This is a genomic window from Paenibacillus donghaensis, assembly GCF_002192415.1.
GTDB classification, from domain to species: Bacteria; Bacillota; Bacilli; order Paenibacillales; family Paenibacillaceae; genus Paenibacillus_AQ; species Paenibacillus_AQ donghaensis.
Map to the genome: position 1 here is coordinate 6,167,880 of NZ_CP021780.1, position 25,928 is coordinate 6,193,807.

Below are 25,928 nucleotides of genomic sequence, written 5' to 3' on the forward strand. Positions count from 1 at the left end.
GCACTCCACCCACTGCACCAGATCGCGCTTTGAATGGGACTGGTCTAAATTTCTAATCAGCTCGTTCATGAATTATGCATACCTGCCGTTATTAAATTTCTTTTCTATATCTTTAGCAAATTTCCCGCCCTCATCGGCTAAATGTTTTCTCATGAAGAATCCACCAAAACCATTTATCCATGCTGCAAAAGCCAGTAGCCGAGATGGAAAGTCCGCTCCAATCGTACAACTAAGTTCGCAAGAGTAGTTATCAATAGGCGTGACCTTCATTTCCCATGGAACTCCAACAATGGCTGGTATCCATCGACATATATATGCTTTTGTCCGGTCAGAGTAGAAACGCAAATGATCCTCTTTGTGCTCTTTTAATTGATAGTGCTGAACGATCATCTCATTCCCCATATTTTCCACATTAACCATATAGAATTCGCCATTTTCAAAATAACTGCCCATTGCCTTGTGACCTTTTGAAAATGATTCATATTCAGCTGGAGTCATCTCAGTTACCCATTTGTACAAATCCACATTTTTCGCTGCAATCTGCAATTTAAAATTCTTTGTCATTCTCATGTTCATTCTCCTTCTTTCCTGTAATTTTTCTGGTGAGTCTATCGTGCCAATTCATAATCATTTGATAATATTCCTTGCCAAACATCAACGTCGCGTGCTCATATACACCCATCTCGTGAACGTGCTTCTCTTCTATCGAGGCAAGCTTGTTATATTCACTGGCGACAGTGGTTTGAAAGCTGGAAATCAATTGGACAACTTCAAGATCGTCAAGATATTTATAGAAGAAAAGCTTATTCAAATACTCATAATTAAAAGGGGAAAAAGTACATGGTGTTTTTAACCATTCTATAAATTCACTCTTCCCTTTTTCCGTGATCCCATATGATTTTTTGAATCTGCCCTCCTCTACCACTTCTTCATACTTGATAAGCTCCCCCTTTTCCATTTTTTTCAGCATAGGATATATGCTGCCGAAGCTGGCATCAATAAAGTTTGAAGTACTTAACGTCATCTTCTGCTTGATTTCATAGCCTGTCATATCCTTTTCGCAGAGGAACCCAAGTAATACATAAATCAACATAAAATCTATCCCTTCCTTCCTGGCATAGTGAATGTTCCTTCTGAAATCAAAGGGAACTCATCTCCGTTTACATATAGCAGATTCACATATATATAATCGAGATATATCGATTCGATATGTAAAATATATAATTTGACGATCGATTTGTCAATAGCATTTGCTAAAGTTTTATTCAGAAAAATTATTCAAGCTACGCTGGACTATTATAGAATCGAAGAATGAGAGTACTACGCTTTTCAATATAAACAAAAAAATCCAAAAGGATGTTATCCCTTCAGATTTCTCAAAGTAAACTGCAATTTCCAACATTTCACCGCTTCACCTTATAAAACACATGATACAGCTTCATCAGTACCCGTTTCTCAATCCGCGATACATAGCTCCGGCTGAAGGAGTGATACTTCAATCCAGATGTCGCAAGGTAGTTAAATGTTATCGACTGATATGCATAGTCACGCCCTCTTGCAATAATGGTCCATCCGTGATTTCTCTGTATGAATCGAATGATATCTGTAAAAGCAGAAATGTTCTGTAATTTAAGCAGCTTCTCAATAGATTCGAGTAACAATAAAAAACCGCATAACAACGCGGGTTATCGTAAATCGGTAAAGTAAGTGAACCACTGTCCACGGCAAGAGCTACAAGAAATCAATGCAGTAAAAAGACACTGAGATCCTATTCATCAGTGTCTTTTTTGTTGATACTTTTCCACCAACATCTTATTTCATCGTTGAACTCAGACTAATTCACTTTAGCTTACCATCCATTCGATCATTTCAATCAGAGGGTTGTAATTTAAAGCAACTTAATCAACTCTTCTAGCTCATCAACCAATACTTTTGCAAGTACAAAATTAGTATCTTTTAAAGCCAATTCTATTTTCGTTTCAACTGATTTTTTCTTTTGTTCCGTTTCTAAATAGCCTCTATCAAAATGACTAGCATAAATCATCTGTCTAAATTTCCGCATACTCAACTTTCTAATCGTCTTATCTTCAATGATTAAAACATAATCCATACCATTTACCACAGAATAGAAATCATGAGAAATCATGAGAATCGCACCTTTATAGTCTTCAATGGCTTTCTCCAGTGCTATTTGTGTATAGGTGTCTAAATGACTTGTCGGTTCATCAAGAAGCAATACGTTTGCTTTACTGGCAGAAACTTTAGCCAATTGAAGCATATTTTTTTCTCCACCAGATAAAGATTCTATCTTTTGATTAACGATTTCTCCTTCAAAACCATAGTCTGAAATATATGATCTAATCTCTTCATAAGTTTTAAACCCGGCATCGATGAATTCTTCCAGTATGGTATTAGAATCTTGTAGCACTTCGCCTTGCTGCTGAGACAAATAAGCTACTTTAACATCCGCATTTATTTCAATTGCATAATGATTATTTTTGAAAATCTCCCGGAGTAGAGTCGTTTTTCCGGTACCGTTTGCACCGATAAGGGCTACTTTATCCGTAGATTTGATCTCAAAGTTAACATTTTCTAACAGCAGCTCATCAAAGGCAACACTATAATTATTAACATTTACAACAATGCAGTCGTCCATTTCATGATCCATACCGAAACGGATATCTGGTTGCTTAATATCCACGAATGGTGCTTTAATTCTCCGCGCTTCCAATCTTTCCTGAAATTTAACTCTGGCTTTCAGCGCTTTCCCTCTGGAGGCTTCTGAATTATAAGTTGCGATAGCTCTAAGATTATTGACGATGTTCTCGTTTCTCGCAATTTCTTCATCTTCAGCGATTGTGAGTTCCTGCAGCTCAATCTTAGTTTGCAGCAATGAGAAGTTGTAATCAATATACCGCCCGTCAAACTCCTGGAGCTCCATGTTTTCAAGGTGCAGGATTTTGTTGAAACAATGATTCAATAGATAGCGGTTGTGCGTAACAACCAGCAGTATGCCTTTGTGGGAATTAATAAGATTTTTAAGCGCATTTAGGTTTTCAAAGTCTAAAAATACATCGGGTTCGTCCATAATCATTAAGTCTGGACACTCAAGCATTTCCTTCATCACTTGAATAAGTTTGAATTCCCCGCCACTCAGGTCGGACACCCTAAGATCTTTTAGCTTCATGAGGTTTGCCAGATTTAGTTTCTTATTAATGTTGCTTTCGAAATCATCCCCGCCCATTGAATCAAAGGCGTCTAGAGCTAATTGATACTGTTCCAGTAACGAATCAATATCCGGTGATGTCTCCATTTCCGTGCAAATAGCTGTTATTTCATTTTGTATCTTAATAAATTCTTCTCCTATATATTCAAAAACGGTTGTTTCTTTAGATTTATCCAATTGTGAGAACTGGCTTACATACCCAATTCTGCAAGTGGGGTCTATCTCTAACCTGCCATCAAACAAATATCTTTCCGGATCCATCAGTATATCGATCAGTGTACTTTTCCCGCTGCCGCTTGTTCCTATAAAAGCGCAATGTTGTGCCTCTTCTAACGTAAATGAAATGTTTTTATATAGTTCTTTTTGCGGAAATGAGAAGGATAAGTTATCAGCTTTTATCATAGTATTACCTTTCTTTATAACTAAATTTATGACTATTAATAGATGTATTGAAAATCGTAAGATTTTGAGTTTACCGTTGATAGAGTAACACTGTTTACAACCAACTTCAATCATTTCACATTAAAGTTGTTCGTGAAATCGAAAAATATAACTTAGAACAATTGATTAAATACGGCATTCTTTGTCGTACCAAAAAGAACAGGGACATTTTAGTTTTGCTTAATCCATCTAAAGAACACTTCGATGCCCCAATGTGCCTTGTCTAGGTAGCAAGTGATATCTTTCGTTACATTTGAGTCTTCAACGGATTGGCGTTTTAACGAGTGTGGCTTCACAAGCATGACATTTTCTTTGATACGAGTAACAAAATACTGTTGTTCTCTAGCATATTGATCAAATCGTTTGATCTTTCCGTAAGCACGGTCTTGAACAAGGATGTAATTCTTATCTGCAAGCTGTTCGCCAATGGGGCCATCATGGACTTTACCGATCGTTTCAATGGCGACATCGGTGAGCTTCTTTCCACATTTAAAATGAGTCAGTTTCCGAATAGGAAACGTTCCATTGATCAGAACTTCACAGCATTTATACGGGTTTCCCCCAAGAATTGCACTTAACGTCTTATTTACGAACTTCGCAAATAACTCTATATGTAGAGTATTTGCGAAATTATTGAGCTATCCTGCCCGTTAGTTGAACAAAAGCAGCGGTAAACTCTATAGAAAAGCTAGTAACATCTTATATTTTCTTTATTGTCTTGTTTCCGAAATTATATACAAAAGTACGAGCTACAAATGATAAAAGCTTAGTTAACTCAACCAATTATAAAAAGTCCCGATGATTTAAGACATCGTCGGGACTTTTTATGTCGATATTCAATGGGCCTATTCAACTTCTAGGACCAACTATTTTGTAAAGACACTAACTTTATTGTTTAAGCACCTACATTAATGTCTAGGCACCAACTTTAATGTCACCAGACAACTTCCTATCAGGTGATAAAAATCTGTGAAACTAATTTTGTTGATTTTATTAGGATTTTCGGGACATTTGATAAACGCGTAAAAAAGAAAGTGTAGAACCACTAGAATTTACTATGTAAAGAAAGTTAGAAACTAATTTAATTAACTGAACTTTCGCAGACCAGCTTGTTTTCTTTGATAAACGCTCAAAGCTGCTCTTTTATCCAGACTCTAATTCAGTCAAATCCAGCAATGAATGTTGCCTCAGCTACATCGAAGCTTGTTTGCCAATTAAGTGCTGCGAAGTTCCTTTCAACTATTCATTCTTCTGCTTTGCAACTTGCATACCGCCGATGATAAGCATGATAATCCCAATTACTGCTAGAATAATCCGAACTAAGAATGGACTCAATGAAAACACCGTTTCACCTTGCCAGTGTAATCCGAACAACCTTTCATTCAGCCCCACAATCGCCAATAATGGCTTAAGAAACAAACTCAGCGCTAATAATACTATCCCCCAAATAATATTGCTATTCATTGATTCAAAACCTCTTTTCCAATTAAAATAAATGAAGATTATTTCACAATAATACTTACCACTTCGTTTGATTGAGTAACCGATGACAAATATGCTCAAGTTTCTCCACATCACGCATCAACACTGACACCATGCAACCTGCTTCCGGTGCAATCGCTTCTTGCATCAACTCTCCCCGTTTACGCATAATTCTGACAGCATCAGCACTTTTTTGATCTACCACAATTGTTTCTATGTTCATATCACGTCCTTACCTTTTCATTCCTTACGATAAAGGAAACAAATATAAGTAGAGCTGCAAAGCTAAGCATATATATCAGTTGCTGTGAAGCAGCAGCAATACCTTTCCCGGCTATAACATCTCTTCCTGCTTGCAAAAACCATGTCGTCGGGAAAAAATCTCCGATCTGCTGTGCAAATTTAGGCATAATCTCCCCCGGCCAAAAACACCCCCCCAGCATTAGCATAGGAAAGTAAATTAAAGTCGAGAGCGAACCAGCCATTAGGCGGGTGTTCGAGAATCTACTGATTGCTACACCTAGAGCGACACAAACAAGGGAGAAAGCCAAGCACACGAGCAACACTTCTTGTTTCTGCTCAGAGGTCTGCCCGAATGGAAAATCTACTATGCTAGATATAATGCTCAGTAACAATACTGATTGAATAGCAGCGATCACAAAACATGCCAGCATGTTTTGTAAGAGATAACTAAATCTTGAAACAGGCGTAACTGCAATACGATCATACACACCTGATAATTTATCCTGCAAGATTATTCTGGTGGAGAATGTCATGAGAAATATCATACCACTAGCAATAAATCCTAATGATTTTACGGCATTGCTGACGTCTCGTCCTGAACCTGCATACTTAAACGCACTTTCATATGTAACGTTAAACGTGCTGTTCTTGTAATAGTCCATGCCTTGGTAAAAAATCTTCTCATCACCTCCAGACGCTCTTGCAATTTGTTTTGCAGAAGATACATAGCTTGACACATACACTTTTACAGGACCAAAGATGTCAGTACCTGCTAAATCACAGATTAATACAGAGACGTCCTCACCATTCAACAAGCTTTCAGTGAAGCCCTGCTGAAAAAGCAACCCACCGTCTAGTTCTGAATTGATAACCATGCCTTTGACATCATCATTACTCGTCAGATTGATAATCTCGTACTGCCCCTTCAACTGTTCTATAAAATCTTGAGTGAACAAGGTATTGTCTTCATCTATTATCCCAACTTTATATTGAACTTCCTGAGATGTCACCACAATCAAAAAAACAATCAGTAAAATCGGTATAATAAAAATAAACAACAAACTCCAACCCTTCTGGAAAACACTTCTAATACAATTAAGAAATATTGTCATTCTACCGTCCTCCTCGAAGCAACCAGGCTTACAAGCACTAATCCGACACAAATTAATATCATTACTCCAATATTAATAAGTGCCTGTTCCACTTGATTCCCATATATGACATTGAAAAGAGCAGTCTTAGCATAATAGCTTGGTGATAGATAGGCAAGTGATCCAAAGTCCACGATTACAAAACCGCCAACGATGAAAGTCCCCCCCAGCGTTATAAAATTGGATAATGATTGTGCTTTTTCAATGCTACGTGTAATAATAACCAGCATCATCCCAAGTAGTGTAACGAGTATGGATAATATAAACAAAGTAAGAAGTACAACTATGATATGGTTTCCCCAATCCACACCATATACGTACTTTGTTAACAAAAGTAAGATGACCCCTTGGGAAAATGTCACCAATGACAAACCAAGTCCTTTGCCAATATATTGTACATACGGTTTCACAGCAGACAAGCGCATTCGATTGCCTAAAGTGCCTAAATAGTCTTCAGACGCCATAAAAATACCGTATTCTTGCCCGTATAATAATAGCATCAATATCATCGCTATGCTGTAATACCCCATCGCAGTCGTCGCTTGCAAACTTGAATTTGAACTTGTTAAGGATTGTTCTTTGACATTTTGTTCATTATTCTTCTGCGGCTCGGAACTCATCGCATCGACTTCTGTTTGTCCTGTTATGTTGTAAATAACGCTAGACGTATTCATCAAATTGGTTAGACTACTTACAATGTTCTTAACAACCAGCGTAGGTACACCGTATTCTGTTGATAAGTAGACATTGACGACATGGGGGGGATCTCTATCGTCAGAGAAATTATCAGAAATATAAATAATGGCATCTGCTTTATCCTTATTAATAAGAACTTTGCCATCATCTAATGACTTAACCGGCTTTAGTTCCGCAAGCTGAGTAACATCATTTGAATGTAAAACAGCATCAAAAATAGCGCCATACCTGCCTGAATCAAGGTTTGCATAAGCTATTGTGACCTTCCCCAATGACCTTTGTATATCATATGTACTACCGAATACCGAACCCAAAATGAGAATAATGATAGCATATGTAAGCAGATTAATCAAAATTGCTTTTGGATTCATGATTATCCGTTTAACCGCATAGAACATCTGGAACAAAATATTCATTGCATATCCTCTTTTCCGAATTAATCACGCAACTTTTTACCTGTTAATTGGAGGAAAACCGTTTCCAAATCCGGTTTTTCTACTGCCATAAATTTTATATTAAAGTGTTGCTTGATTAATTGTTCCAGTATACGAGGAATACAACTGTCATCTTTATCTAGTTTAATTTCTAATATCTCTTTGTTAACACTAAAGGACAAAACTCCATCAAAGGACTCGATTACTTTGACAGCTTCTGCTGTATTAGCAGTGAGTTCCAATCTTAGGCACTGTTCGTGGATATGGTCTGCGATTAATTCGTCAATTGTCCCAAGTGCAATGATCTGACCGAAATCCATGATAGCAACACGGTCACAGATTGCTTCAATCTCTTCCATATAGTGAGTCGTATAAATGACCGTCGTGCCTTCTTTGTTCATTATACGGATAGATTCCAAGATATGATTGCGTGATTGCGGATCAACCCCAACCGTCGGTTCGTCCATAAATAGAACACGCGGTTTATGCACAATCGCACAAGCAATATTGAGCCTTCGCTTCATGCCGCCTGAAAAAGTGCTCACTTTCGATTTCCGTCTGTCCCACAGACCAGTAAACTCCAGTGCCTTCTTAACCATTTGTGCTAATTCATTTCCTCGCAGACCATACAATCTGCCCCAATAAGTGACATTATCTATCGCATTTAACGTTTCAAATATAGCAATTTCTTGAGGAACGTAACCAATTTTACGTTTAATTTCTGTCGCATGTGTTGAAAAGTCTTTGCCAAGTATCTTCACTGAGCCACTGTTAAAACGTAAAAGTCCTAATATCGTATTCATCAACGTAGACTTCCCAGCCCCATTAGGTCCTAGCAACCCAAATATCTCACCTTCACGTATGCTCAGATTAACCCCTTTCAACACATCGAGTTTATTGTATTTTTTGACCACGTCTGAAACTTCGATTATCATACGCACATCCTCTATAATACAGGTCGTCATGTTCTACCCCCACATTAATAGTAAATGAATCAATTTCATAAATCTCAGCCCTTGATATAACAAGCTTCTTCAGGCATAAAAAAGGAGTACCTCCCCAAATCTCGAATAGGTTAAGCGACTAAGCAAACCAAAGAGACGAGGTGGACTCCCTATGACCTATATTCGACACAAGAGTCTATTTACGCTACACAATTTGTTTGAATTGTAACGGAAACATCGATTTGATGTTATATTTTCAACTCTAGATATCTCACCGATCCTGAGTTTAGTCAGAAAAAATTCGTGTCACGGTGCACCTGTTGAAGTTAATTTTTCAGCAATGGTCTATTCTCTTGTTGCTCGAATTATTATTAAACATTTATTGAAACGACTACGTGAAGACATCCTATTTCGCTTGGATTGTGGATTCTCTCTTGCAGAAACGATTCCTTCGGTAGTTTCTTATTCCCGATTAGTAGCAAAGATCAGTCAGAGCAACCGTTCAGGACAAAAAGCTAAGTTTCATTTTAACTTGGTCACTTTGGTGTACAACTGTACAAAATTAGCTTGTGACCGCATAAACAAACAAGCTCAGTATAATGCAGCATAAGATTCAAAAAAATGAAGTTGATGAGATTGGAGTAGTCCATTGCTCTTTAAGGCAATGCATTATGAAATTGATTCATCTATGTAGTTCTTTATATTTGTAATTTTTAATCCCCATGAACTCGACCCCTCTTTATAATTTAGTGATCTTTCATTGATTAAGAACAAATTGGATGATATATCCACTCCAATTAGTATATCCTCGAATTATTCGTAATGTAAATGTTTATTAGAATTATGGCTGCCTCTTAGCTTAATATCCTTCTCAGTCTACAACAACTCAGCGTTTTCTGAGGCACATCAATAGCTTGAAAACTCAGTTTGGTCCTTCTAATTTTTCATTCTAATTTCTCGAATTCGATCCCTAACACTGACTACAATCCCTTCTAAAAAAACAGCCCCGATGACCTAACAAAGCATCATCGGGACTGTTGTAGAAGTTCCACACTTTTTACTGGTTCTATAGTTTTTTAACTAGTTCCACACTTTTTTATCACCAAATGTTCAAATACATTAAAGTTGTGAAGTTAAGAACCCTTACATATCAAGGGTTTTTCCTGTTTTAATAAAATTACGAATTACATTAAAGTTGTGAAGTGAGGCTGATTGAAAATTATCAGTGACATTAAAGTTATGAAGTGAATATTGAGCGTTTTTCTGGTATTAGTTATACAACCTATGTTGATGGTTGAACACTTTTTCTTTTACCTTTGCTCACTTTTTTCACGCTTGAAAAAACCTCCTCGTATGCCTCTTGTAATACCTTATTTTCTTCATTAATGTCTTGATAATTTTGCACACGGTCAACAAATGTATTCCATATTCCCGGATCTCCCTGTTTATAAATTTCAGGCTTCATTTTAAATAAATTTGCCATCTCTACTATCTCTTTTGTATCTTCGCGCTGAAGTATTTTCGTAAATCCTACATTTATTAGCTCATTAATGTAATCCTTCGATATTTCGGTTACATGTTCAAAGATTACTCCATGGAAAACTTTTAGAATATCTTTTACGGAATTATCTGACTGGTTGATGTGACGTCTTATTTTAAGGATAACACTTTCTTTGTGAGAATCATCTACAACAGAGAACAATTTAATAATATCATCTTTATATTCATCTAATTTGTCTGTGACTAGCATATATATCAAATCAGCATAATCAACACCTAAGGTGAAGTTGGAGTGTAAGTTAATAAAATCAGTGAAGAAATCATAAAAACTATCTTTTTCAGTAAGGGTTATTCTCCAGAATTCATTACTAAGTTTCTTTAGATTAGTAGCAATCCAATCAAATACAATATTTCTACTAATATCTTCAACCATTAATATCACCTTACGATAAAGTCCACTATTTTCAGGCATAAAATTAGAGGTGATTAGTGAATTAATAAACTCATCTTGACCTACAAAATGTAGTAATAAATCATGGATCTCCCCACCTGAAGCTTTATCCAATAGATGATAATACTTCACAATATGATTACAATTTAAATTTTTGTAGTAATATGTTTTATCCTTTATTATTTCCCTAAGAACTATTTCAGCCAGTTGCGAAGAATATCCTTCAATTCCTTGTCGTGAAAAAGCGATTTCAATATCAACATTATTTTTAAATTCTTCAATCATAGGTTCAACTATGTGTGTATTGTGGTGAGGATAGTCAATTAAATTTTGAATCAAATTCACACCGTTCGATGAATTCCCTGAATGTTGTCTCAACGATAAAGCTGGATTACTAATAAGAATTAAACAAAGTATCGTTCCTTCAAGTTCAATAAGTGCATGCTGGTTAGAAAAAGAATAAAAATTAAAGAGATAAGAATCTAAATTACTCTTCGTCTCTTGTATTATATCGCTCGGGTATGACATGATTCTTAATAAAGCTAAGTGGAGTGATAACAGTGTATTTAATTCATTTGAACTCTGAACGCTGGTACCTAACTGCAAAATTCTATTGTTGATAGTTTGAATGATTTCATTATCAGGAGACACTAATGAAATGGAATATAATCTTTTCAACACTATTTCTTCTTTAGCTGTTGCACTGCCATTACTTATCCTGTTAATGAGTTCATTTTTTACTTTTAACGGGTCAATAGAGTAGGAAGATAATAATTTCATCGTATTTAATAAACCAGTATCTTTTAAAGCCCCTACGAATTCAAATATTGAAGTTTCATTAATTGGATTAGGTATTGAACGAATTAAATCCAAATAATCATTATTCTCTAAATAACTAATTACATAGCTAATTCCCTGTAACCATTCATCTACTGAAGAATCTTCAAAATCCTCAATCATATTGATATGAGATAACATATTTTTTTTGGCCTCTAAATTTGCTTTCTTTAGTAATTCAGTATACCCTATTCCCGCCCGTTTACTTGCTATATACCAATCAGTCTTGTTATTAACTCCAGCAAGAAGAGTTCTCCAAACTTTATTAATTCCTTTTAGATTTTCGACACTTGCTGGAATTTCCGACAATGTATAAGCTGTTTTTACAAGCGAGGTAGGATCCTTAACAAAACTCTCCTGTTCTTCTAGAACTACTCTTTCTAATACATCATAAAAACCATGAGTTCCTATTAATTGTTTTAATTCTTTTCTTTCCCCCATTAGGAGAGCAGCAGTTATCCTTGGACCCATAATAATTTGTAAGGCATCCTCTTTTCCAACATTTAAGTATAATGCAGCCATATTGTTAAAAAATTCATCACTTAATAAATATGAGTATCGATATAAAACCGACATTTTCTCTTCTTTAAGCAACTCTTTATACACATCGATATCTAAAAGGCCCATCGCAACATAAAAGGCTTGATCAGCCAATGGTATAGTGTCTTCCCATATTCTATGTATAACTGCTATTTGATTCAAAAATAATTTTATTTTTCTTGGGGTTATTAATTCATCTCCACTTTCTTTAACGAAATAAAGCAAGAAAACTTGGTAAACATCATGAAAATCATCGGTGTTTTTGTGATTAGGCAAAACCTCGTTCTGCAATAGCTTTTCCATATAGTTTTTCCATTTAGAAAGAGCCGGTGGGGGAACATCGAATTTAATTTGTACTGTTTTATCTATCAATGAATTAACAAATAATTGAGTCTTTGATTTTAACGTATTATCAGAATTTTTATGCAAAGTATTTTCAAGAGCTATTTTATCAAAAGGTAAAATTAACCAAAATCTATTCTTCCATTCTTCTTTTGTGGTTGCATCAAGAAAAGTACGCATCGTCGACCATGTCTTTAACAAGTCATCTGCAGACAGTCTATCTAAATTATCGATGACCACCACAAGCTTTCTTTTTGGATATTTAGACAGCACGGTTCCTAGAATTTTATTAAATTCAATTTGAAACTCAATAGATGTTGGCTCTGGATTTTCAAATGTTTCAGTTTTAGTCACTGTTTCAACCTTGTTTAGAAAGAGGGATAATATATTCATCTTATTATTTTTATCTTTAGGTTTAAGTAGGTATATTAAGAAAAGTAAAATCGGACTTAATGCACACAAAACGAGTAATGCTACTAAATAAGGCACGAAATTCGGGCTAATATATGGAATGACCTGCCAAGTTAATCCAAGCCTATTCTGTGTAGCAAAGGAAAGTTTGTTTAGTCCCATTATTCCTATTGTAGAAAAAGCAGTAGCAATAATGAAATTTCTACCCTCTTTAGTCAATGTAGGCAAGGATCTGGTTTCTGTTTCCTTTAGTTTCCTAGAAATACGATTTCTTGTCGGAATCCATTGCTCTGCTTTACTCCATTTAGTCTTTTCCAAATTATCCATTAGTGACTCAAGAAAGCTTCTTCTTAAAGAATTCCCCTCGTGTTCCCAAGCATCGAATTCCATAATTTTAATATCCGGTTCTTCGGCTAATACTTTATCATTTATAATAGAAACGATAGTTGATTTACCGCTCCCCCATTGGCCAGTGAGAGCAATAGTTTTACTATTTTTTTCGATCTTTATTAATTCATATATTGCATCTGCCACTCTCTCATGAGACTCGAATTCATCTTTATTTGCAGGATCATCGTTCAGAAAGAAGGACGTACATTCTTTGGTCATGTTATACTCTCCTATACCGTATGTACTTTTATAGGATAATTATACCATGGAAACAACGGCAAAATGTGATATATTACCACACCTTAATATACTTTAGGATAGTTCAAAAGCCTAGATCTACTCCTTACATGTCACGTCCTTCAACTTTTCTTTTGTTAAGGGCAATTTGTCAAGTTTGGTTCTAATCATCGTTAAACACTTTAACCTTCTTCCAATTTCATTACGGGATACTCGTATATTTCCTGATTTTTTAATTTCAATAGCAACTCGACTAACTTCTTCAGCTAAACATTCATCTCTTTTTTTCCAATCAACCCGCACTCGTATGTTAGTAACTATTTTTTTATTACTATGTACTTTAAATGAATATACTTTATGTGGTTTCGAATCTTGTTGAGCTTTCCCTTTCGCACCTAGTTTTAGTAAGTTTGTTTGTCTTTTGACTGTACCAGCATCAACACCAAGCTGCCTCGCTCTCTCACGCAAGCCAAGATCTTTATTGTCGTTTAATTCGATTAATTTTTCTATCCATGTTGGTCCAAAGTTCTTAATCCTTCCTATTCGATAAAGATCTTCATTTTTTTTATCTGGACCTCGCCTTGAGTAAACAAAACCACAATTACAACTAAAGGTCCCTACTGAATTCCCTGATTCATAATCTCTTGTTATATTTACAGTCGGAATTGTAAATCCCCCGAAGTGTTCAGATCCCTTATTCAGACAAGGCCAGGGGCCTTCACCAAATGGTAATACAGCACTGACGTACTTCTTTTCTAATATCTCTTTTACTTCTATCCCCAAATAAAGTTGAAGCAAGATATGCCTTAAAGGATGTACACCATGCCTTGGCTTTCGGAGCATTTTATGCAACCAAGTATGCTGACTGTTCTTGTCTATGGAGCAGCGCTGCTCTTTAAGATAGATTGCTCCAAAAAAGGATTCGAATTTAGGTAGCAAATCTTGAAACCTTACATGTCCCTTGGCAGTGAGCAATCCCATTTGACTCAGCCTCCCATAGTACACTTTTCTTATCGCTACTTCATTTATAGCTTGATAATTCATCTTTAGTAAAGCTTCCGATTGTTGTGCGATTAATAACTCTAACGCGTTCTCACTGTACTCCAGTTGATGCGAATTACTATCTAAGACAGACTCAAGCATAACAAACTCATGCTTATTTCGTCGTTGTGCGTAAGAAACTTTTGAATTATGCAGATAACAATTATGAACAGAGCATATGTTGAATCCTGTAATCTGATGATATCTATGCCAATACGCTGCACCATATTTACTACGATCTTCTTCGATACACGCAGAGCAATATCTCAGATAAGATAATTGCTTTACTTTATTTGCAGCTAACCCCATTTTCATATAAATGGACTGCCCATCCCCAAAAATCATGTCCCGTGTAACATTATCATACTGTTCAGGCGTAATGTAAGGCCGGTAGTATGGAAGAAGCGTGTGTCCATTAATTAGTACGCTAAGCGGAATCGCATTTCCAGGGATGAGCGAGTGAAGATCATTCAGGTGTCCAGGAAAGTCAGTCACCGCACAGACCGTCTTTTTACCAAACAAATCCCTCATTGTAAATTTAGTGTTTTCGTTACCAGACCTAGCATGATATCGAGCTAAAACGCTATATAACAACTCGTCTGGAAATGGTGGTGGAAAATAAATCATTGGTTGCCTCTTCTCATTAAAATGCTACTAATAGTATTTATCTGCTTCCTTCACTGCCCAATTCAGTACTTCAGGAGAACATTTTTTATATACCTTCGAAATAGTTTGAAGCCGTTTTAAGGTTAACCTTCTGTATCTGGTTTTCAAGAATTTCTCAACTACATACGGAAATATCCTTACTGCATAGTCATCAATGGATTCAATATTTGAGTTCAGAAGTTCTACTGTACGAGGCATCTGATTTTGAAATTTATAATAACGTGCCTTAAGAAAATCAGGTACGATATTAAAGAAGGAACTTAAACATATTTGTCTTTTAGGCGGATCGTTGCTCACCGTTTCTACAGCTTTCTTCATGATTTCAAACATTTCTTCATCAATTTTTTTATAATTAATGCTATTCGGCAATGGCTCTCTTGATGGTAGGCGATCCTCCAACCATAATCTATCGTTTTTCATTAACCAATCGTATCTATGCATATTGAATTTTCGAATGTCCTGTCTAGAAGCACCTGCTCCTAATGTCTCTAAGGCTTCCCCAAGCTACTTCTACATTCCTCAATTTTTGGGAGCTCGGTTGCAGCCGCTTGATGGTACCCAAGTTCTAAAACAGTAGAAGGATCGACTTCCCTCGGATATGCTTTACTCCGCTTTCTTCCCCTGTGCGGCATAAGGTACTTCCTAATTGTTGTCCTATTGGATAATAACTTATTTGCTATTTCATCAAATGTCAGTCCATTCTCATAAAAAAGAACTGCCTGTTCAATGAATAAAGAGCCCATTGTATCTATAGAATATTGTGTTTCATCTTCAGTTTTAGGAATTCCTCGTCTAGTATAGATCATTCCACAGTATGGACAACTGAATCGACCAGTAACCCATTCATGTGCTTTTCTGTATATCGTAGAAATAATCCTATTATTGTATTGTGGACAGATTGTATTGACACACAGCCATGGTCCATTCCCAAATGGGATTGGGATTGAGTAATTTTCATCTTTATAAAACCAATCTTTTACATTATATGCAAAAAACCTCATAATCAACAAGTATAAGATGAGGTTATCCTTGAGATTATTTTTTTGAAGAAAGTGCACCATTTCTTTTTCACTCATCAGATAAGCTGGGTCGAGACCGAATGATTTTAAATACTCAACACCAAAATACTCTGTCATATCAGATAAAAGTCTTTTTTTATAGATAAAATCGCCCCGAAAATGAATATAGCCTTTGGCACCGGCATACGAAATTAATTTAATAAAGCTTGTGTCTAAGTTAGCGCTTGTTTGTTTCATTAATATTGCTAAATCATCGATTAATCGTTGGTTTTCATCAGTTACTTTATTAGAGCAGTGATCAACATTAGCTAAAATCTCATGTCCGTTAGGGCAGATTGAATCGATAAGCATTTGTTCACAGGTTTCGTTAGTTACCTCAATTCCCCCGAAATTATAACCATGCGGGATCATGCAAACAAAGAACCCTTATACACCAAGGGAATTGATCGGAAGTTCACTTGTACAATCCCCATAACATGGTTATAATTATAACCATAAATCCAAATTATGGGGTAATTTTATATGGCCTACCGCGTGCATCATTACAATAAGAAGAACGGAATCACTTATGTCTACGAAGCTGTTTCAGTATGGGATAAGGAAAAAAAGACTTCCACAAATAAGCAAGTCTGTATCGGGAAGCTGGATTCGGAAACGGGTGAATTGATTCCTTCCAAAAGGTTGAATTCCTCCCCTTCCACATTACATAACTCTAAGGCCACCGCAACGTCTCTAGTGGCTGGGCCCTCTCTCCTCCTGGATTCGATTACTCAAGAGCTTGGCATTGAAAAACTGCTGAAGAAGTGTTTTCCGAACGACCATCAACAGGTGCTCTCCGTGGTCTATTTCCTGGTTCAACGGGGCCAGGCTTTAAGCCACTGCGAAAGTTGGTGTAAAGGCCACCTGCATCCATACTCCAAAGGACTGACCAGTCAGGCGATTAGTAAGCTACTTGCTTCTCAAACCGAAGATGCCAGACAAACGTTTTTCAAGCAATGGAGTCGCGTCATCACGGAAAAAGAATGCCTCTGTTATGACATCACTTCCGTTTCCTCGTATTCCGAACAGAATGAGTATGTGAAGTATGGATACAACCGGGACAAAGAAAAATTGCCCCAGATCAATATGGCGATGCTGTTTGGCCAACAAAGCCGACTGCCTGTCTATTACAAGCGTCTGCCTGGAAACATTACAGATGTGAGCACGTTGTCTAACTTTTTGAAGACGATGAACTTCTTGGGCAACGAAACACTTCATCTTGTACTGGATAAAGGATTTTACAGTAACGCCAATGTAGACGAGTTGTTTGCTGCGCACCATAAGTTTACGATGGGGGTTTCGATCCACCTCAAATGGGTGCAAGAAATTGTGGATGAGTTCCAGCCCGATATGCTGGATGTAGAGAACTACCGGAAGATCGGTGATGATGTCCTTTACGTGAGAACCAAACTGTACAAATGGGGGACTCAAGGAAAACGTTCGTATGTTCATGTTTATCATAACGCTCGTGCTGCCGCAGAGGACAGGGACGATTTTCATGAAAAGTTGCTTGAATACAAGGCAGAACTGGAGTCGGGACACAGAGTCAAAGAACACGAGTCGTTTTATCAGCGATATTTTATCATAAAGAATACCCCGGTGAGGGGGGTCAAAGTAAGATTCAATCCAGAAGCCGTGCAGGGCTATCGCAAGCGCTATGCCGGTTTTTTCATCCTGTTTACCACTGGCATTAAAAACCCCGCAACGGCACTGGATAGCTATCGAAATAAGGACGTCGTGGAAAACTGTTTTGATGATCTCAAGAACCAACTGGATATGAAACGGCTACGGGTTCATCATTCCTCGACCATGGATGGCCGGATATTTCTGCAATTTATAGCGCTCATCTATATCAGTGCGATCCGCAATACGATCCAAAAACATCCCTCGCTGGCGCATTTTACCGTGAAGGAACTGCTTGAGGAAATGGAGACGCTCTCCAAGATCACCTATTCGGGACGATATGGATCTATCTTTACCGAATCTACCAAGATGCATAAAGAGATCGCACGCATTTTTAATATAGACCTTAAAACCTAGTTATAATTTGCGGGGAATTCAGGTTAGTTAAGGAGATATTGCACACTGGGCATGCATCAATCAACGTTATGTTATGTTTAAGACATTTATGCAAAAAAGAAAATTGATGAATACGGTGTAAATAGACAATTCCAATATTTTCGAGATCCTCTTTCATACAAGCAGAACAATATCGTGCAGAAGAATGAAGAAGTGACTGAATATGCCTAATAAGCAGACTCCTACTGTTCTTTTCGTAAACGCTTGAATACATGACATCCCAAAATTTCGACTGAATATCGATAGAAATAAACGGTCGCAAAAATGGATAGTAGGTGTGATTCTCAATTATTCTTTCCGCAAATGCGGGTGTAAGCCCAAACTCTTTTTCAATTCTAGATAAATTGAGAGGAATTAAGGCAGCTTTTCTCGTGCCATATTCACCAAACATTTCGTACTTTGCTTTAGTAAAGACAAGTGGCGAGCGAAGAAAATACCTAAAAACAATACTTCTAAAATCTTCGTCAGGATATGTTGAAGGAAAAAAAACAAAACTCCCCATATCTCTATCTATTGTTTATACAAACTCACAGAATTCCCCAACTAATCCTACATTCCTAAGTGCCTCATCAACACTCAAGTTATCTATTTTCCCTTGGGCTACAATATATCGAATATCATTTTCATCTAATTCAAGGCTTTCACTCTTTTTATTTCTCCTTTTCTTTATAATTTCAACAACTTCTGAAATAGGTTCATTTGGGCTAGCAGTTTTACCTTCAAAAACAAGTCTAGCCATTTCTGTATACAACACTTCCATATCATGGCCGGTTCCCCGATTATGAAGTTCGACCTGTTCAGCATAAGTTAATGCCACTTCTTCAGCACAACCCATTTTCATTGCGAATGTAAGAAGTTGCTCGATTAAAATCCTTCTATTATGCTGCAACAGAATAAGTTTATGCTCCTCAGAGAGGTGTCCATCTATAGTAATACGATGCTGTGCTTCCTTCAGATATTCTTTAAAAGTGATCCAATCTGGCTTTAAATCCTCATATTCAGAAGGATCAATATCTTCGCCTCCTCTTATACGTTCGAATATTGGCTGAACAAGCCTAAACGTTTTGTTGGCTACTTTTTCGATCAATTCCGCAGTAATAACTTCATCATCTTCATATATAATTGCCCGGCATTGAACATGCATGAATAATTTCACAGCAAAGTCGGGTATCCCAAGTGTGTGATAATACATTACTGCTTTAAGCTCCTCAGTTAATATTGTGTGCTTATTCGTGTATTGAAGTTCCCAGAGTCCTTTTAAAAAGATATCCCATTGTAAATCATCCTTCATTCGGTCAGTAATGTTTTCCCCATATCCGTCCGGAATTCCTCGCCTTGAATTAGCAAGAGAAGTCTTGAATAAGTAAAGTGCTTTGAACGTACCAATCATCACAATGGGTATACCAAGAGAATTAGTAAGCTCAGTAATAAAATCGATCATTTTTTCTTCGCCACCAGAGTGCCCTTTGTGTACTCGTTGTACTTCATCGATAAATAAGCCACCAAGACTAATATTTCCGGCTACCTTTGCCATTCTTTTTGCTAGAACTTCAGCACGACCATCTTTTTCTGCTAAATCTTCATAATAGCTGGTTCCTAACAACTGATCCACAGCCCAATAAAAATTTCGGCATAACGCCCCCACCGATTTATTGCTGGGGCACTCGATATGAAGCCACACAACTTGTTTTACTGGAAAGGGTTGTCCTTCGTACTCCACATGATGGATAACTTGCGGAAAAAGTCTTAACAATCTTTCATAAGATTTTGTCTTCCCCATACCGCTAAGTCCAATATCTGCAAATGTTTGAGCCGTTTGAATATTTCCAGCTAGATTCTTACCATCTTCATCTGTTCCATGTGATAATATGTTATCCCATCCTATTGCAATTTCTCTTTGGTAAATTGAACTTAATGGATTTCGAGATTGGTAACCAATCTTTAACATATTATATATGTTTCTATATCTCTCGAAATGAGTTGCTAATGGCTTCCAATATTTTGGTTTGATTTGCTGAATAAGTTCTAATCGATCTTCCATATCCAACTGATTGATGTCTCCAGAAAAGCGAGGGACTGAATCTAACATGTGATACAATTGATCTTGAGCTAATCTAGGCGGCAAAGCTTCTATAAACGGATTTCCTTGATATTCTTCAACAATCTGTGGATAGTACGTCGCTTTAATTTGACTACCTTTTAGATATATATACCGTCCTTGTTCTTTTATCATTAATCTTAAGACCCCCTTTCTAGATTCTTGCCTAAAAGAAACAGCTCCATTTTATCCAGCTTGCGTTTTTCAATCACTGGAGTCTGGTTATCTACTGTAGCAGTTGCAGCTATAACCCGTGCCTGAGATTTAGTCGCAGTCCAAGCTTTTGCACTTGATTCAATTCTTCTCTCAAGTTTTCGAACACTCCGCTTATTCTTGAATTTAGCTGATTTGGGCCTCCCCTTTTGTGCTTCTTTTAATTTTGCCACTTCAACTTGTGTTAAGTTTTTCGCAACTGTATCTAACTCTGCTTCAATTTGATTTCTATTATTCTTAGCCTTTTTTAATTGCTTACTCTTGAAACTCATTATTTCTTTTACATCTTCAAAATGAAGGCCTTCGTATTCCTTGAATTTTTCAGTAAGAAAAAGCTGCTCCTCTTTCCCATTTGCGAGCTTAATAAACACACTGCTACAATTTCTCGGGTCATAACTAACTATTACTTCTCTTCTACCTTCGATCATTTCGTCCTCGAACCATCCCTCATCTTCACCACGTTGGCAGGCATAACTCATTTTTCTTAACACCACACCTCCTCGAGTAACTTTGCATGTTTCTTTAGGAAGAAGTGCGTATCGGATCAAGCTACGTGGTTGCTCCTGTAGGAGATTATATTGCATTCCCCAATTCCACATAGATAAGGGGGTGAGTTCCACATTATCCACAAACATTTCCTTTGAAACTAAAAAATCTTCACTTAATGCTTTTCGGTTATACTCCAGGACAAACAGAATCACTAATTTTGTATAAGCCTCAAATGTATAGGCAGCCTTCTCTTCTGGATTTTTGTCTCCTCTAACCCTATGCTCTTTATGAATTCCCCCTGGATCAAGTTCTCTCATGCGCATACAAAAACTTTTGAATTGCTGTTCTATATACGGCTTTAAGTCTGCACGGTACGAAGGAGGATTACCTACCCGTATGTTAAGAAGCGCCAGATTGTTAGAGTTTTTACTTTTCATTTCTCCTCGGTCACCCACAATATATCTTGGTAAATGCTTAGCTGGCCAGTCTTCTTTATTAATAGTTATCCCGAACTGTGCACAATATGAGACTTTATCAGTAGAAGCATTCTCAAGCGCTACCATTTCCTCTTCCCAGGAAGGAGTCTTACATATGTGCATCCCAGTAATCAGTCTATTTATTACATCTTTAACAAAATAAACATGAGGTCTTCCTATAATCGTTTTATGATCAAGGGATACTAAAATATCATCAGCAGGTGTAGAGTCGGTTTCGTAGAGTGCTCCAGGTCCTTGGAGGTCGCCATTTGCAGATTTAAGGAGGGATCTTGCCAACATTTCAGCCTTTCGTTGACCAAACTTAGCAGCAACTTTCTTCTTTTTGTTATATTCTTTGTCATACCAATATAAAAACTGTCTCAACGAGGGTCCGCCAACCATTGGAATAAGCTCTCCAAATTTTCTATAATATCCATCTGGGTATTCTTCTTCACACATATGTTTGTGTGTGGCCCTTAAATTCATTCCTTGATCAGTATGGAATTTCTTAATTGCCTTTTTAAATTTCTTTTTGTCCTCATCGGTTATAATAAAGCTTTTCCCATTCTCAGGTTTTGGGCCTGTATTTTCACTTCGATTTCGTCCCCCGTAGTCGGAACTCCTACGTCAAAATAATCATTTAAAAGACCATTTTCATTCTTCCCATAAAACCAATACCTTTTTAATAATTGATAAACCCAATTTACTTGTTTATTACATTGTTCAGCCGCCCCACTAACTAGCTTTCCTCTTTTTCCAGGTATATATATGTCCGGCTCTTTAAATACAATTCCCTCAATAATTGCGAATTTTTCATCTCTCCTTTGAGAGTACTTTTTGAGATATTCATCGCTAGGAGCGATTAGGCGTAAATCAGGATCAATAATTTCAACCTGCGCACTACCACTCTCCAGGTAAAGTAATAAATCTTTATAGTCTCGGAAATAGGGAAAAGGGACTTTCTTTTTATTATCAATGTTAATGAGAACAACCTGCGAATGATCAGGAGCGATCCACAATACACGTTCAAATGTCCTCTTCTTATTAGGACCTACATCTAGAAAACAGATAACAGAATTTTGAAAGATCATTTCCTCACCACCATCATTTTAATGATTTATCTATAACCAAAGGGGCACTTTCACGTATCAATGCATTCATATCTGTTACCCAGCGTTTATTGGCAAGCATATGTTTAACCATAAACATTGATGTTCCGGGTTCAAGACCAATACTTTGATCGCACTTTAAACAATTTTTGCTTATGGATAAACCGCGATCATTCTTTTTCAATAATTCAAATATAGGTTCAGCAATAATATTGACCATCTCATTATCCATGCCCGGACGTACATCTGGTCGCTTTGCATCGTGTAACCAATCAATATTCTTTATGAAATTAATAGGTCTTCCCACATCAAATATCACTTTCCACTGAATACCGATTTCTTTATAGTACCGCCTTTCAATTTCAAATAATTCAAGCGTCCTTTTAGTCAAATTATTTATTGGTTTAAAAGTTCTGGCTTCTTCCATTGTTCTATTCTGACCATTTGGAACGGTTAACATAAAATCAGTAGTCTGAACTACATCTTCTCCTTTTAGATTCGCATGAATTATATTTAATTTCTTCGCTATTCGTTGTGTTTCTTCAATTGGAAGGGGATATTGTTCTCTGATATCTATAACTTGACCTGCCCAATCCTGTACAAGCAGATATTGATACTCATATTTGGACAACGTATGATGTATTCGATTTGAATGCCAGCCTGGAGTACGGGTTAACCATCCCTCTGACGCCACTTTATTATCATTTGCTTGAATGAAAGGAATGTAGTCTGCTCCTCTTCCTTGCCCTCTTCCATCTTTAAGTCGATTTGCATGTGTTATATTTATAGTGTTTGTCATTTACTTCTCCTCCCACTATAAATTAATATTTTCTCTTGTTTGCTCACTCGTTCTCAGGTTTTCATTCATTGACAGATTGAGAGTTGGAATAGTCATGTAAGGATGACATTATTTTCTGGAAGAGCCGGTGGCGGGAATAGAGAGTGGGGGAGTTATCCCCAACCCAAAGATACATTCTGTAATCGCACTTTGGATATCCACACCTGTCTCTTGACGGCTTACCCTCCCATGTCACGCGGGGTCTTTGCCCTTACATTCCTTCGTTCTGCCTCTCAAGAGGTGGACGCCGTTTCTTGCTCCTTTACAGGGTCGTTGCCCTTATGGAATTGATTCCTGCGGCTGCTCCGTGCTTCTTTTGTCTTTGGTGATTCCTACTTCAATGAGCAAAAAGAGTCTGGTCTTTTCTTAAGCTGCCATCTGTAGCTGGGCCAGACGTACCGGCCCTAACACGTCGTTAGCGTCGTACGGAATTCGCTTCGTACCGAGTGTATGCAGGACGCGTATAAGTTTTCCGCATAACGCCACAAGGGATTGCTTTTTCTTCAATGGATTCTGACTTCGTGTCGTAAAGTACTGGTGCAGCGCCTTGAACTCCGCGTTCTTCGCTACCATGGGCATGACCGCCCGGAACAGCAGGGCTCTTAGCCTTGCACGTCCACGTTTGGTAATGCTGGACTTGCCTTTTTTCTTTCCTGAACTGTTTTCTTTGAGATTCAGTCCGGCCAGCCGTATGATCTGCTGTCCGTGCTCGTAACTGCTTAGGTCCCCTACTTCTGCAAGGAACCCCGCCAAGGTGACTACGGCCACACCCGGCACAGTGAGCATCTCCTTCGTTCCCGGAATTTGTGCAAGTAGACGTTCCACCTCGACCAGAATCTCTTCGAGTTGTCTGGCGAACATTTCGTACTGCTCCAGAAGCGTTTTAATCTCTATTTTGGCTGCGGGAAGTCCTTCGGTAAGCCCGATGGATCTTCTTGCAGTTTCGACCAGTTGCTCCGCTCGTTTCGTCCCTACGGCGCGCTTCACGTCTTTCTTCCATCGCTTCACAATGGCCTCTGTACCGAGCGCTACGATCTCTTCTGGCGTCGGAAACTCGCTTAACGTAATAAGGGAGGCTTTCCCCTCCCAGTCTTTAAAAACCTTTGTATACTCCGGGAAAAATCGATCCTGCCAGTTCTGCATTCGTCTTTGTACCTGCCCGAGGTTCACCATGATTTTCTCGCGAAGATTCATGAGAATCCGCAGATCTGCATAGAGGTTCGTCGGCAGTTTCGGTTCGCTGTACTTCCCGTTACGCACTAAATCGGCAATGACTTTTGCATCCTTATAGTCGTTTTTCGTCGGTGAGTTGTCTTCCAGTTCTTTGCTTTTGTGTACATGATGCGGATTGACGATGACCAAAGGAATCCCTTGCTGTCCCAAGTATTCGGCCAGATTAAACCAGTAGTGTCCGGTAGGCTCAATGCCAAAGAGGACGTCAGTCTTGGCATGCTCCTGCTGAAGCTCCTTCATCCACTGAACCAGTTGTTCCAGCCCGGTACGGGTATTGGAGAACACACAGTCCTTTCCCAGTTCAATGCCCCGAAAGTCGATGGCACGGGCCACGTGGGTTTCTTTAGCAATGTCTGCGCCTACGACAAGGGTCTTGTCAGAAATTCGTGTAATCCGTTGATTCTGTTTCTTCGATTGTTTATACTTCATGTTGAGTGCCTCCTGCGCTGGAATTTGTTCTTTGGACGGAACGTTTCCCAGTATACAGTTGGCGCTTTTTTCTTTCAAACCTCAAATTAATTCATTACAGGAATGGCTCCTTTCAAAACAGAAAGACGCATAACTATTTAGTCATGCGCCTCTAGATGCAGTATATGTAAATCATTAACCTCAGTATTATATTCTAAATCAGTTTACAATGAGGGCCGATATTATTATATAGAATTTTAAAATTTTAGCACTTTATAAAACACAAAAAACAAACAACAAAGTATAAGTTCAATTTTTTATTCTCATAAATAACTTAAATTCACTTTCTTCCTTAACCCCAATCTTCTGTTAGGTCTAACTCTCTATTACAAATATCGCAATGAACGTGTATAACTGTTCCGAGACTGGTTGGAATAAATGTATATGAAAACTTAGCCCCCGTAACATCAACGGCTTTACACGAATCCCATTTCTTTATCTTCTTTTCCATTTCGGTAGTGATTTTAAATAACACACGATCCCTCCATCACTGTTTCTGTTATAAAGCATGTCAATATCTCTTACATACTAGAATCAGCATTTACAGAAGTATCCCTTGAAAAATAATGATCTGCACAACGATTGACGATATCTTCACGAGTCTTCTCGTGAATTTTTAGCAGTTGATTTAGAACAAAAATACGTTGAACATTATCTTCAGTAAACATGAACAATTGCTTTTTGTAATAATCTATTTGCATTTGGTGATTCCGTGAATAACGCTCCTTTCTTTCATATATGCTGAGTAATTGTAGATGCAGCTTATAAACATCATCATAATTCATTACTAAACCTCACTAGGTTTCTTTTCTCTATTATCTCCACCTCTCATTAA

At 37.5% G+C, this 25,928-nt stretch carries 20 protein-coding genes and 3 pseudogenes; 2 read left to right on the forward strand and 21 right to left on the reverse strand.

What is annotated here, in order from left to right; translation table 11 throughout:
- Positions 1-72: 72 nt before the first annotated feature.
- From B9T62_RS27870 to B9T62_RS27910, 10 genes and pseudogenes are all read right to left on the reverse strand, one after another.
- The gene (locus B9T62_RS27870; RefSeq protein ID WP_087918249.1) at positions 73-570 is read right to left on the reverse strand and encodes a hypothetical protein; all 498 of its coding nucleotides are present in this window, start codon (positions 568-570) and stop codon (positions 73-75) included.
- Positions 548-1,093, reverse strand: a complete 546-nt coding sequence (locus B9T62_RS27875) for a PadR family transcriptional regulator (RefSeq protein ID WP_087918250.1) — start codon at positions 1,091-1,093, stop codon at positions 548-550. Before B9T62_RS27875 ends, B9T62_RS27870 begins: the two co-directional genes overlap by 23 nt.
- A gap of 310 nt (positions 1,094-1,403) precedes the next feature.
- Positions 1,404-1,481 (reverse strand): annotated as a pseudogene (locus B9T62_RS40960) (RNA polymerase subunit sigma-70); the annotation flags it as partial.
- Positions 1,482-1,888: 407 nt separating this feature from the next.
- Positions 1,889-3,628: an ABC-F family ATP-binding cassette domain-containing protein gene (locus B9T62_RS27880; protein WP_087918251.1), complete on the reverse strand. Its 1,740-nt coding sequence runs from the start codon at positions 3,626-3,628 to the stop codon at positions 1,889-1,891.
- 209 nt (positions 3,629-3,837) lie between these two features.
- Positions 3,838-4,278, reverse strand: a complete 441-nt coding sequence (locus B9T62_RS40965; protein WP_087918252.1) for a transposase — start codon at positions 4,276-4,278, stop codon at positions 3,838-3,840.
- 628 nt (positions 4,279-4,906) lie between these two features.
- On the reverse strand, positions 4,907-5,131 hold the full coding sequence (locus B9T62_RS27890) for a hypothetical protein (RefSeq protein ID WP_087918253.1): 225 nt from the start codon (positions 5,129-5,131) through the stop codon (positions 4,907-4,909).
- Between the two features lie 55 nt (positions 5,132-5,186).
- Complete coding sequence (locus tag B9T62_RS27895; RefSeq protein WP_087918254.1) at positions 5,187-5,372, reverse strand: hypothetical protein; 186 nt, start codon at positions 5,370-5,372, stop codon at positions 5,187-5,189.
- A 1-nt stretch (position 5,373) separates the two neighbouring features.
- On the reverse strand, positions 5,374-6,504 hold the full coding sequence (locus B9T62_RS27900) for an ABC transporter permease (RefSeq protein WP_087918255.1): 1,131 nt from the start codon (positions 6,502-6,504) through the stop codon (positions 5,374-5,376).
- Positions 6,501-7,655: an ABC transporter permease gene (locus B9T62_RS27905; RefSeq protein WP_087918256.1), complete on the reverse strand. Its 1,155-nt coding sequence runs from the start codon at positions 7,653-7,655 to the stop codon at positions 6,501-6,503. Before B9T62_RS27905 ends, B9T62_RS27900 begins: the two co-directional genes overlap by 4 nt.
- A gap of 20 nt (positions 7,656-7,675) precedes the next feature.
- On the reverse strand, positions 7,676-8,608 hold the full coding sequence (locus tag B9T62_RS27910) for an ABC transporter ATP-binding protein (RefSeq protein ID WP_245864098.1): 933 nt from the start codon (positions 8,606-8,608) through the stop codon (positions 7,676-7,678).
- Positions 8,609-8,861: 253 nt separating this feature from the next.
- Here B9T62_RS27910 and B9T62_RS42025 point away from each other — a divergent pair.
- Positions 8,862-9,077, forward strand: a pseudogene (locus B9T62_RS42025) (transposase); the annotation flags it as partial.
- A gap of 822 nt (positions 9,078-9,899) precedes the next feature.
- On the opposite strand, the gene B9T62_RS27915 reads toward B9T62_RS42025, so the two are convergent.
- From B9T62_RS27915 to B9T62_RS41355, 4 genes and pseudogenes are all read right to left on the reverse strand, one after another.
- On the reverse strand, positions 9,900-13,307 hold the full coding sequence (locus tag B9T62_RS27915; protein ID WP_087918258.1) for a P-loop NTPase fold protein: 3,408 nt from the start codon (positions 13,305-13,307) through the stop codon (positions 9,900-9,902).
- Between the two features lie 117 nt (positions 13,308-13,424).
- Positions 13,425-14,993, reverse strand: coding sequence for a TnsD family Tn7-like transposition protein (locus B9T62_RS27920; RefSeq protein ID WP_087918259.1), 1,569 nt, complete (start codon positions 14,991-14,993; stop codon positions 13,425-13,427).
- Positions 14,994-15,020: 27 nt separating this feature from the next.
- A pseudogene (locus tag B9T62_RS41350) lies at positions 15,021-15,494 on the reverse strand (TnsD family Tn7-like transposition protein); the annotation flags it as partial.
- Between the two features lie 26 nt (positions 15,495-15,520).
- Positions 15,521-16,462 (reverse strand): TnsD family Tn7-like transposition protein, encoded by a 942-nt coding sequence (locus B9T62_RS41355; RefSeq protein WP_087918261.1) that lies wholly within the window; start codon positions 16,460-16,462, stop codon positions 15,521-15,523.
- Between the two features lie 111 nt (positions 16,463-16,573).
- Here B9T62_RS41355 and B9T62_RS27935 point away from each other — a divergent pair, with 111 nt between their 5' ends.
- A complete protein-coding gene (locus tag B9T62_RS27935; protein ID WP_087918262.1) occupies positions 16,574-18,130 on the forward strand; it encodes an IS1634 family transposase in 1,557 nt (518 codons plus the stop codon).
- Here the strand turns inward: B9T62_RS27935 and B9T62_RS41900 are convergent.
- The 7 genes from B9T62_RS41900 to B9T62_RS27975 form a co-directional block, all read right to left on the reverse strand.
- Positions 18,120-18,671, reverse strand: a complete 552-nt coding sequence (locus B9T62_RS41900) for a TniQ family protein (protein WP_087918263.1) — start codon at positions 18,669-18,671, stop codon at positions 18,120-18,122. The two genes, B9T62_RS27935 and B9T62_RS41900, sit on opposite strands and share 11 nt — an antisense overlap.
- Positions 18,672-18,686: 15 nt before the next feature.
- A complete protein-coding gene (locus tag B9T62_RS27945; RefSeq protein WP_087918264.1) occupies positions 18,687-20,402 on the reverse strand; it encodes an AAA family ATPase in 1,716 nt (571 codons plus the stop codon).
- Positions 20,403-20,407: 5 nt separating this feature from the next.
- Positions 20,408-21,904 (reverse strand): Mu transposase C-terminal domain-containing protein, encoded by a 1,497-nt coding sequence (locus B9T62_RS27950; RefSeq protein ID WP_157794041.1) that lies wholly within the window; start codon positions 21,902-21,904, stop codon positions 20,408-20,410.
- An 86-nt stretch (positions 21,905-21,990) separates the two neighbouring features.
- A complete protein-coding gene (locus B9T62_RS27955; protein ID WP_087918266.1) occupies positions 21,991-22,536 on the reverse strand; it encodes a hypothetical protein in 546 nt (181 codons plus the stop codon).
- Between the two features lie 13 nt (positions 22,537-22,549).
- Positions 22,550-23,353, reverse strand: coding sequence for a TnsA endonuclease N-terminal domain-containing protein (locus B9T62_RS27960; protein ID WP_087918267.1), 804 nt, complete (start codon positions 23,351-23,353; stop codon positions 22,550-22,552).
- 405 nt (positions 23,354-23,758) lie between these two features.
- Positions 23,759-25,054, reverse strand: coding sequence for an IS110 family RNA-guided transposase (locus B9T62_RS27965; protein WP_087917418.1), 1,296 nt, complete (start codon positions 25,052-25,054; stop codon positions 23,759-23,761).
- A gap of 560 nt (positions 25,055-25,614) precedes the next feature.
- On the reverse strand, positions 25,615-25,878 hold the full coding sequence (locus tag B9T62_RS27975; RefSeq protein WP_087918269.1) for a hypothetical protein: 264 nt from the start codon (positions 25,876-25,878) through the stop codon (positions 25,615-25,617).
- Between the last annotated feature and the right edge of the window lie 50 nt (positions 25,879-25,928).

What these genes read in the sequence shown, in the direction of transcription:
- B9T62_RS27950 (WP_157794041.1), bottom strand. Translation starts at nt 21,904, where the DNA reads ATGTGTGAAGAAGAATACCCAGATGGATATTATAGAAAATTTGGAGAG.
- B9T62_RS27960 (WP_087918267.1), bottom strand. Translation starts at nt 23,353, where the DNA reads ATGACAAACACTATAAATATAACACATGCAAATCGACTTAAAGATGGA.
- B9T62_RS27900 (WP_087918255.1), bottom strand. Translation starts at nt 6,504, where the DNA reads ATGACAATATTTCTTAATTGTATTAGAAGTGTTTTCCAGAAGGGTTGG.
- B9T62_RS27910 (WP_245864098.1), bottom strand. Translation starts at nt 8,608, where the DNA reads ATGATAATCGAAGTTTCAGACGTGGTCAAAAAATACAATAAACTCGAT.
- B9T62_RS27945 (WP_087918264.1), bottom strand. Translation starts at nt 20,402, where the DNA reads ATGATAAAAGAACAAGGACGGTATATATATCTAAAAGGTAGTCAAATT.
- B9T62_RS27975 (WP_087918269.1), bottom strand. Translation starts at nt 25,878, where the DNA reads ATGAATTATGATGATGTTTATAAGCTGCATCTACAATTACTCAGCATA.
- B9T62_RS27880 (WP_087918251.1), bottom strand. Translation starts at nt 3,628, where the DNA reads ATGATAAAAGCTGATAACTTATCCTTCTCATTTCCGCAAAAAGAACTA.
- B9T62_RS27955 (WP_087918266.1), bottom strand. Translation starts at nt 22,536, where the DNA reads ATGATCTTTCAAAATTCTGTTATCTGTTTTCTAGATGTAGGTCCTAAT.
- B9T62_RS27890 (WP_087918253.1), bottom strand. Translation starts at nt 5,131, where the DNA reads ATGAATAGCAATATTATTTGGGGGATAGTATTATTAGCGCTGAGTTTG.
- B9T62_RS27920 (WP_087918259.1), bottom strand. Translation starts at nt 14,993, where the DNA reads ATGATTTATTTTCCACCACCATTTCCAGACGAGTTGTTATATAGCGTT.
- B9T62_RS41355 (WP_087918261.1), bottom strand. Translation starts at nt 16,462, where the DNA reads ATGATCCCGCATGGTTATAATTTCGGGGGAATTGAGGTAACTAACGAA.
- B9T62_RS27870 (WP_087918249.1), bottom strand. Translation starts at nt 570, where the DNA reads ATGAGAATGACAAAGAATTTTAAATTGCAGATTGCAGCGAAAAATGTG.
- B9T62_RS27895 (WP_087918254.1), bottom strand. Translation starts at nt 5,372, where the DNA reads ATGAACATAGAAACAATTGTGGTAGATCAAAAAAGTGCTGATGCTGTC.
- B9T62_RS41900 (WP_087918263.1), bottom strand. Translation starts at nt 18,671, where the DNA reads ATGGGGAGTTTTGTTTTTTTTCCTTCAACATATCCTGACGAAGATTTT.
- B9T62_RS27875 (WP_087918250.1), bottom strand. Translation starts at nt 1,093, where the DNA reads ATGTTGATTTATGTATTACTTGGGTTCCTCTGCGAAAAGGATATGACA.
- B9T62_RS27915 (WP_087918258.1), bottom strand. Translation starts at nt 13,307, where the DNA reads ATGACCAAAGAATGTACGTCCTTCTTTCTGAACGATGATCCTGCAAAT.
- B9T62_RS27905 (WP_087918256.1), bottom strand. Translation starts at nt 7,655, where the DNA reads ATGAATATTTTGTTCCAGATGTTCTATGCGGTTAAACGGATAATCATG.
- B9T62_RS27965 (WP_087917418.1), bottom strand. Translation starts at nt 25,054, where the DNA reads ATGAAGTATAAACAATCGAAGAAACAGAATCAACGGATTACACGAATT.
- B9T62_RS27935 (WP_087918262.1), top strand. Translation starts at nt 16,574, where the DNA reads ATGGCCTACCGCGTGCATCATTACAATAAGAAGAACGGAATCACTTAT.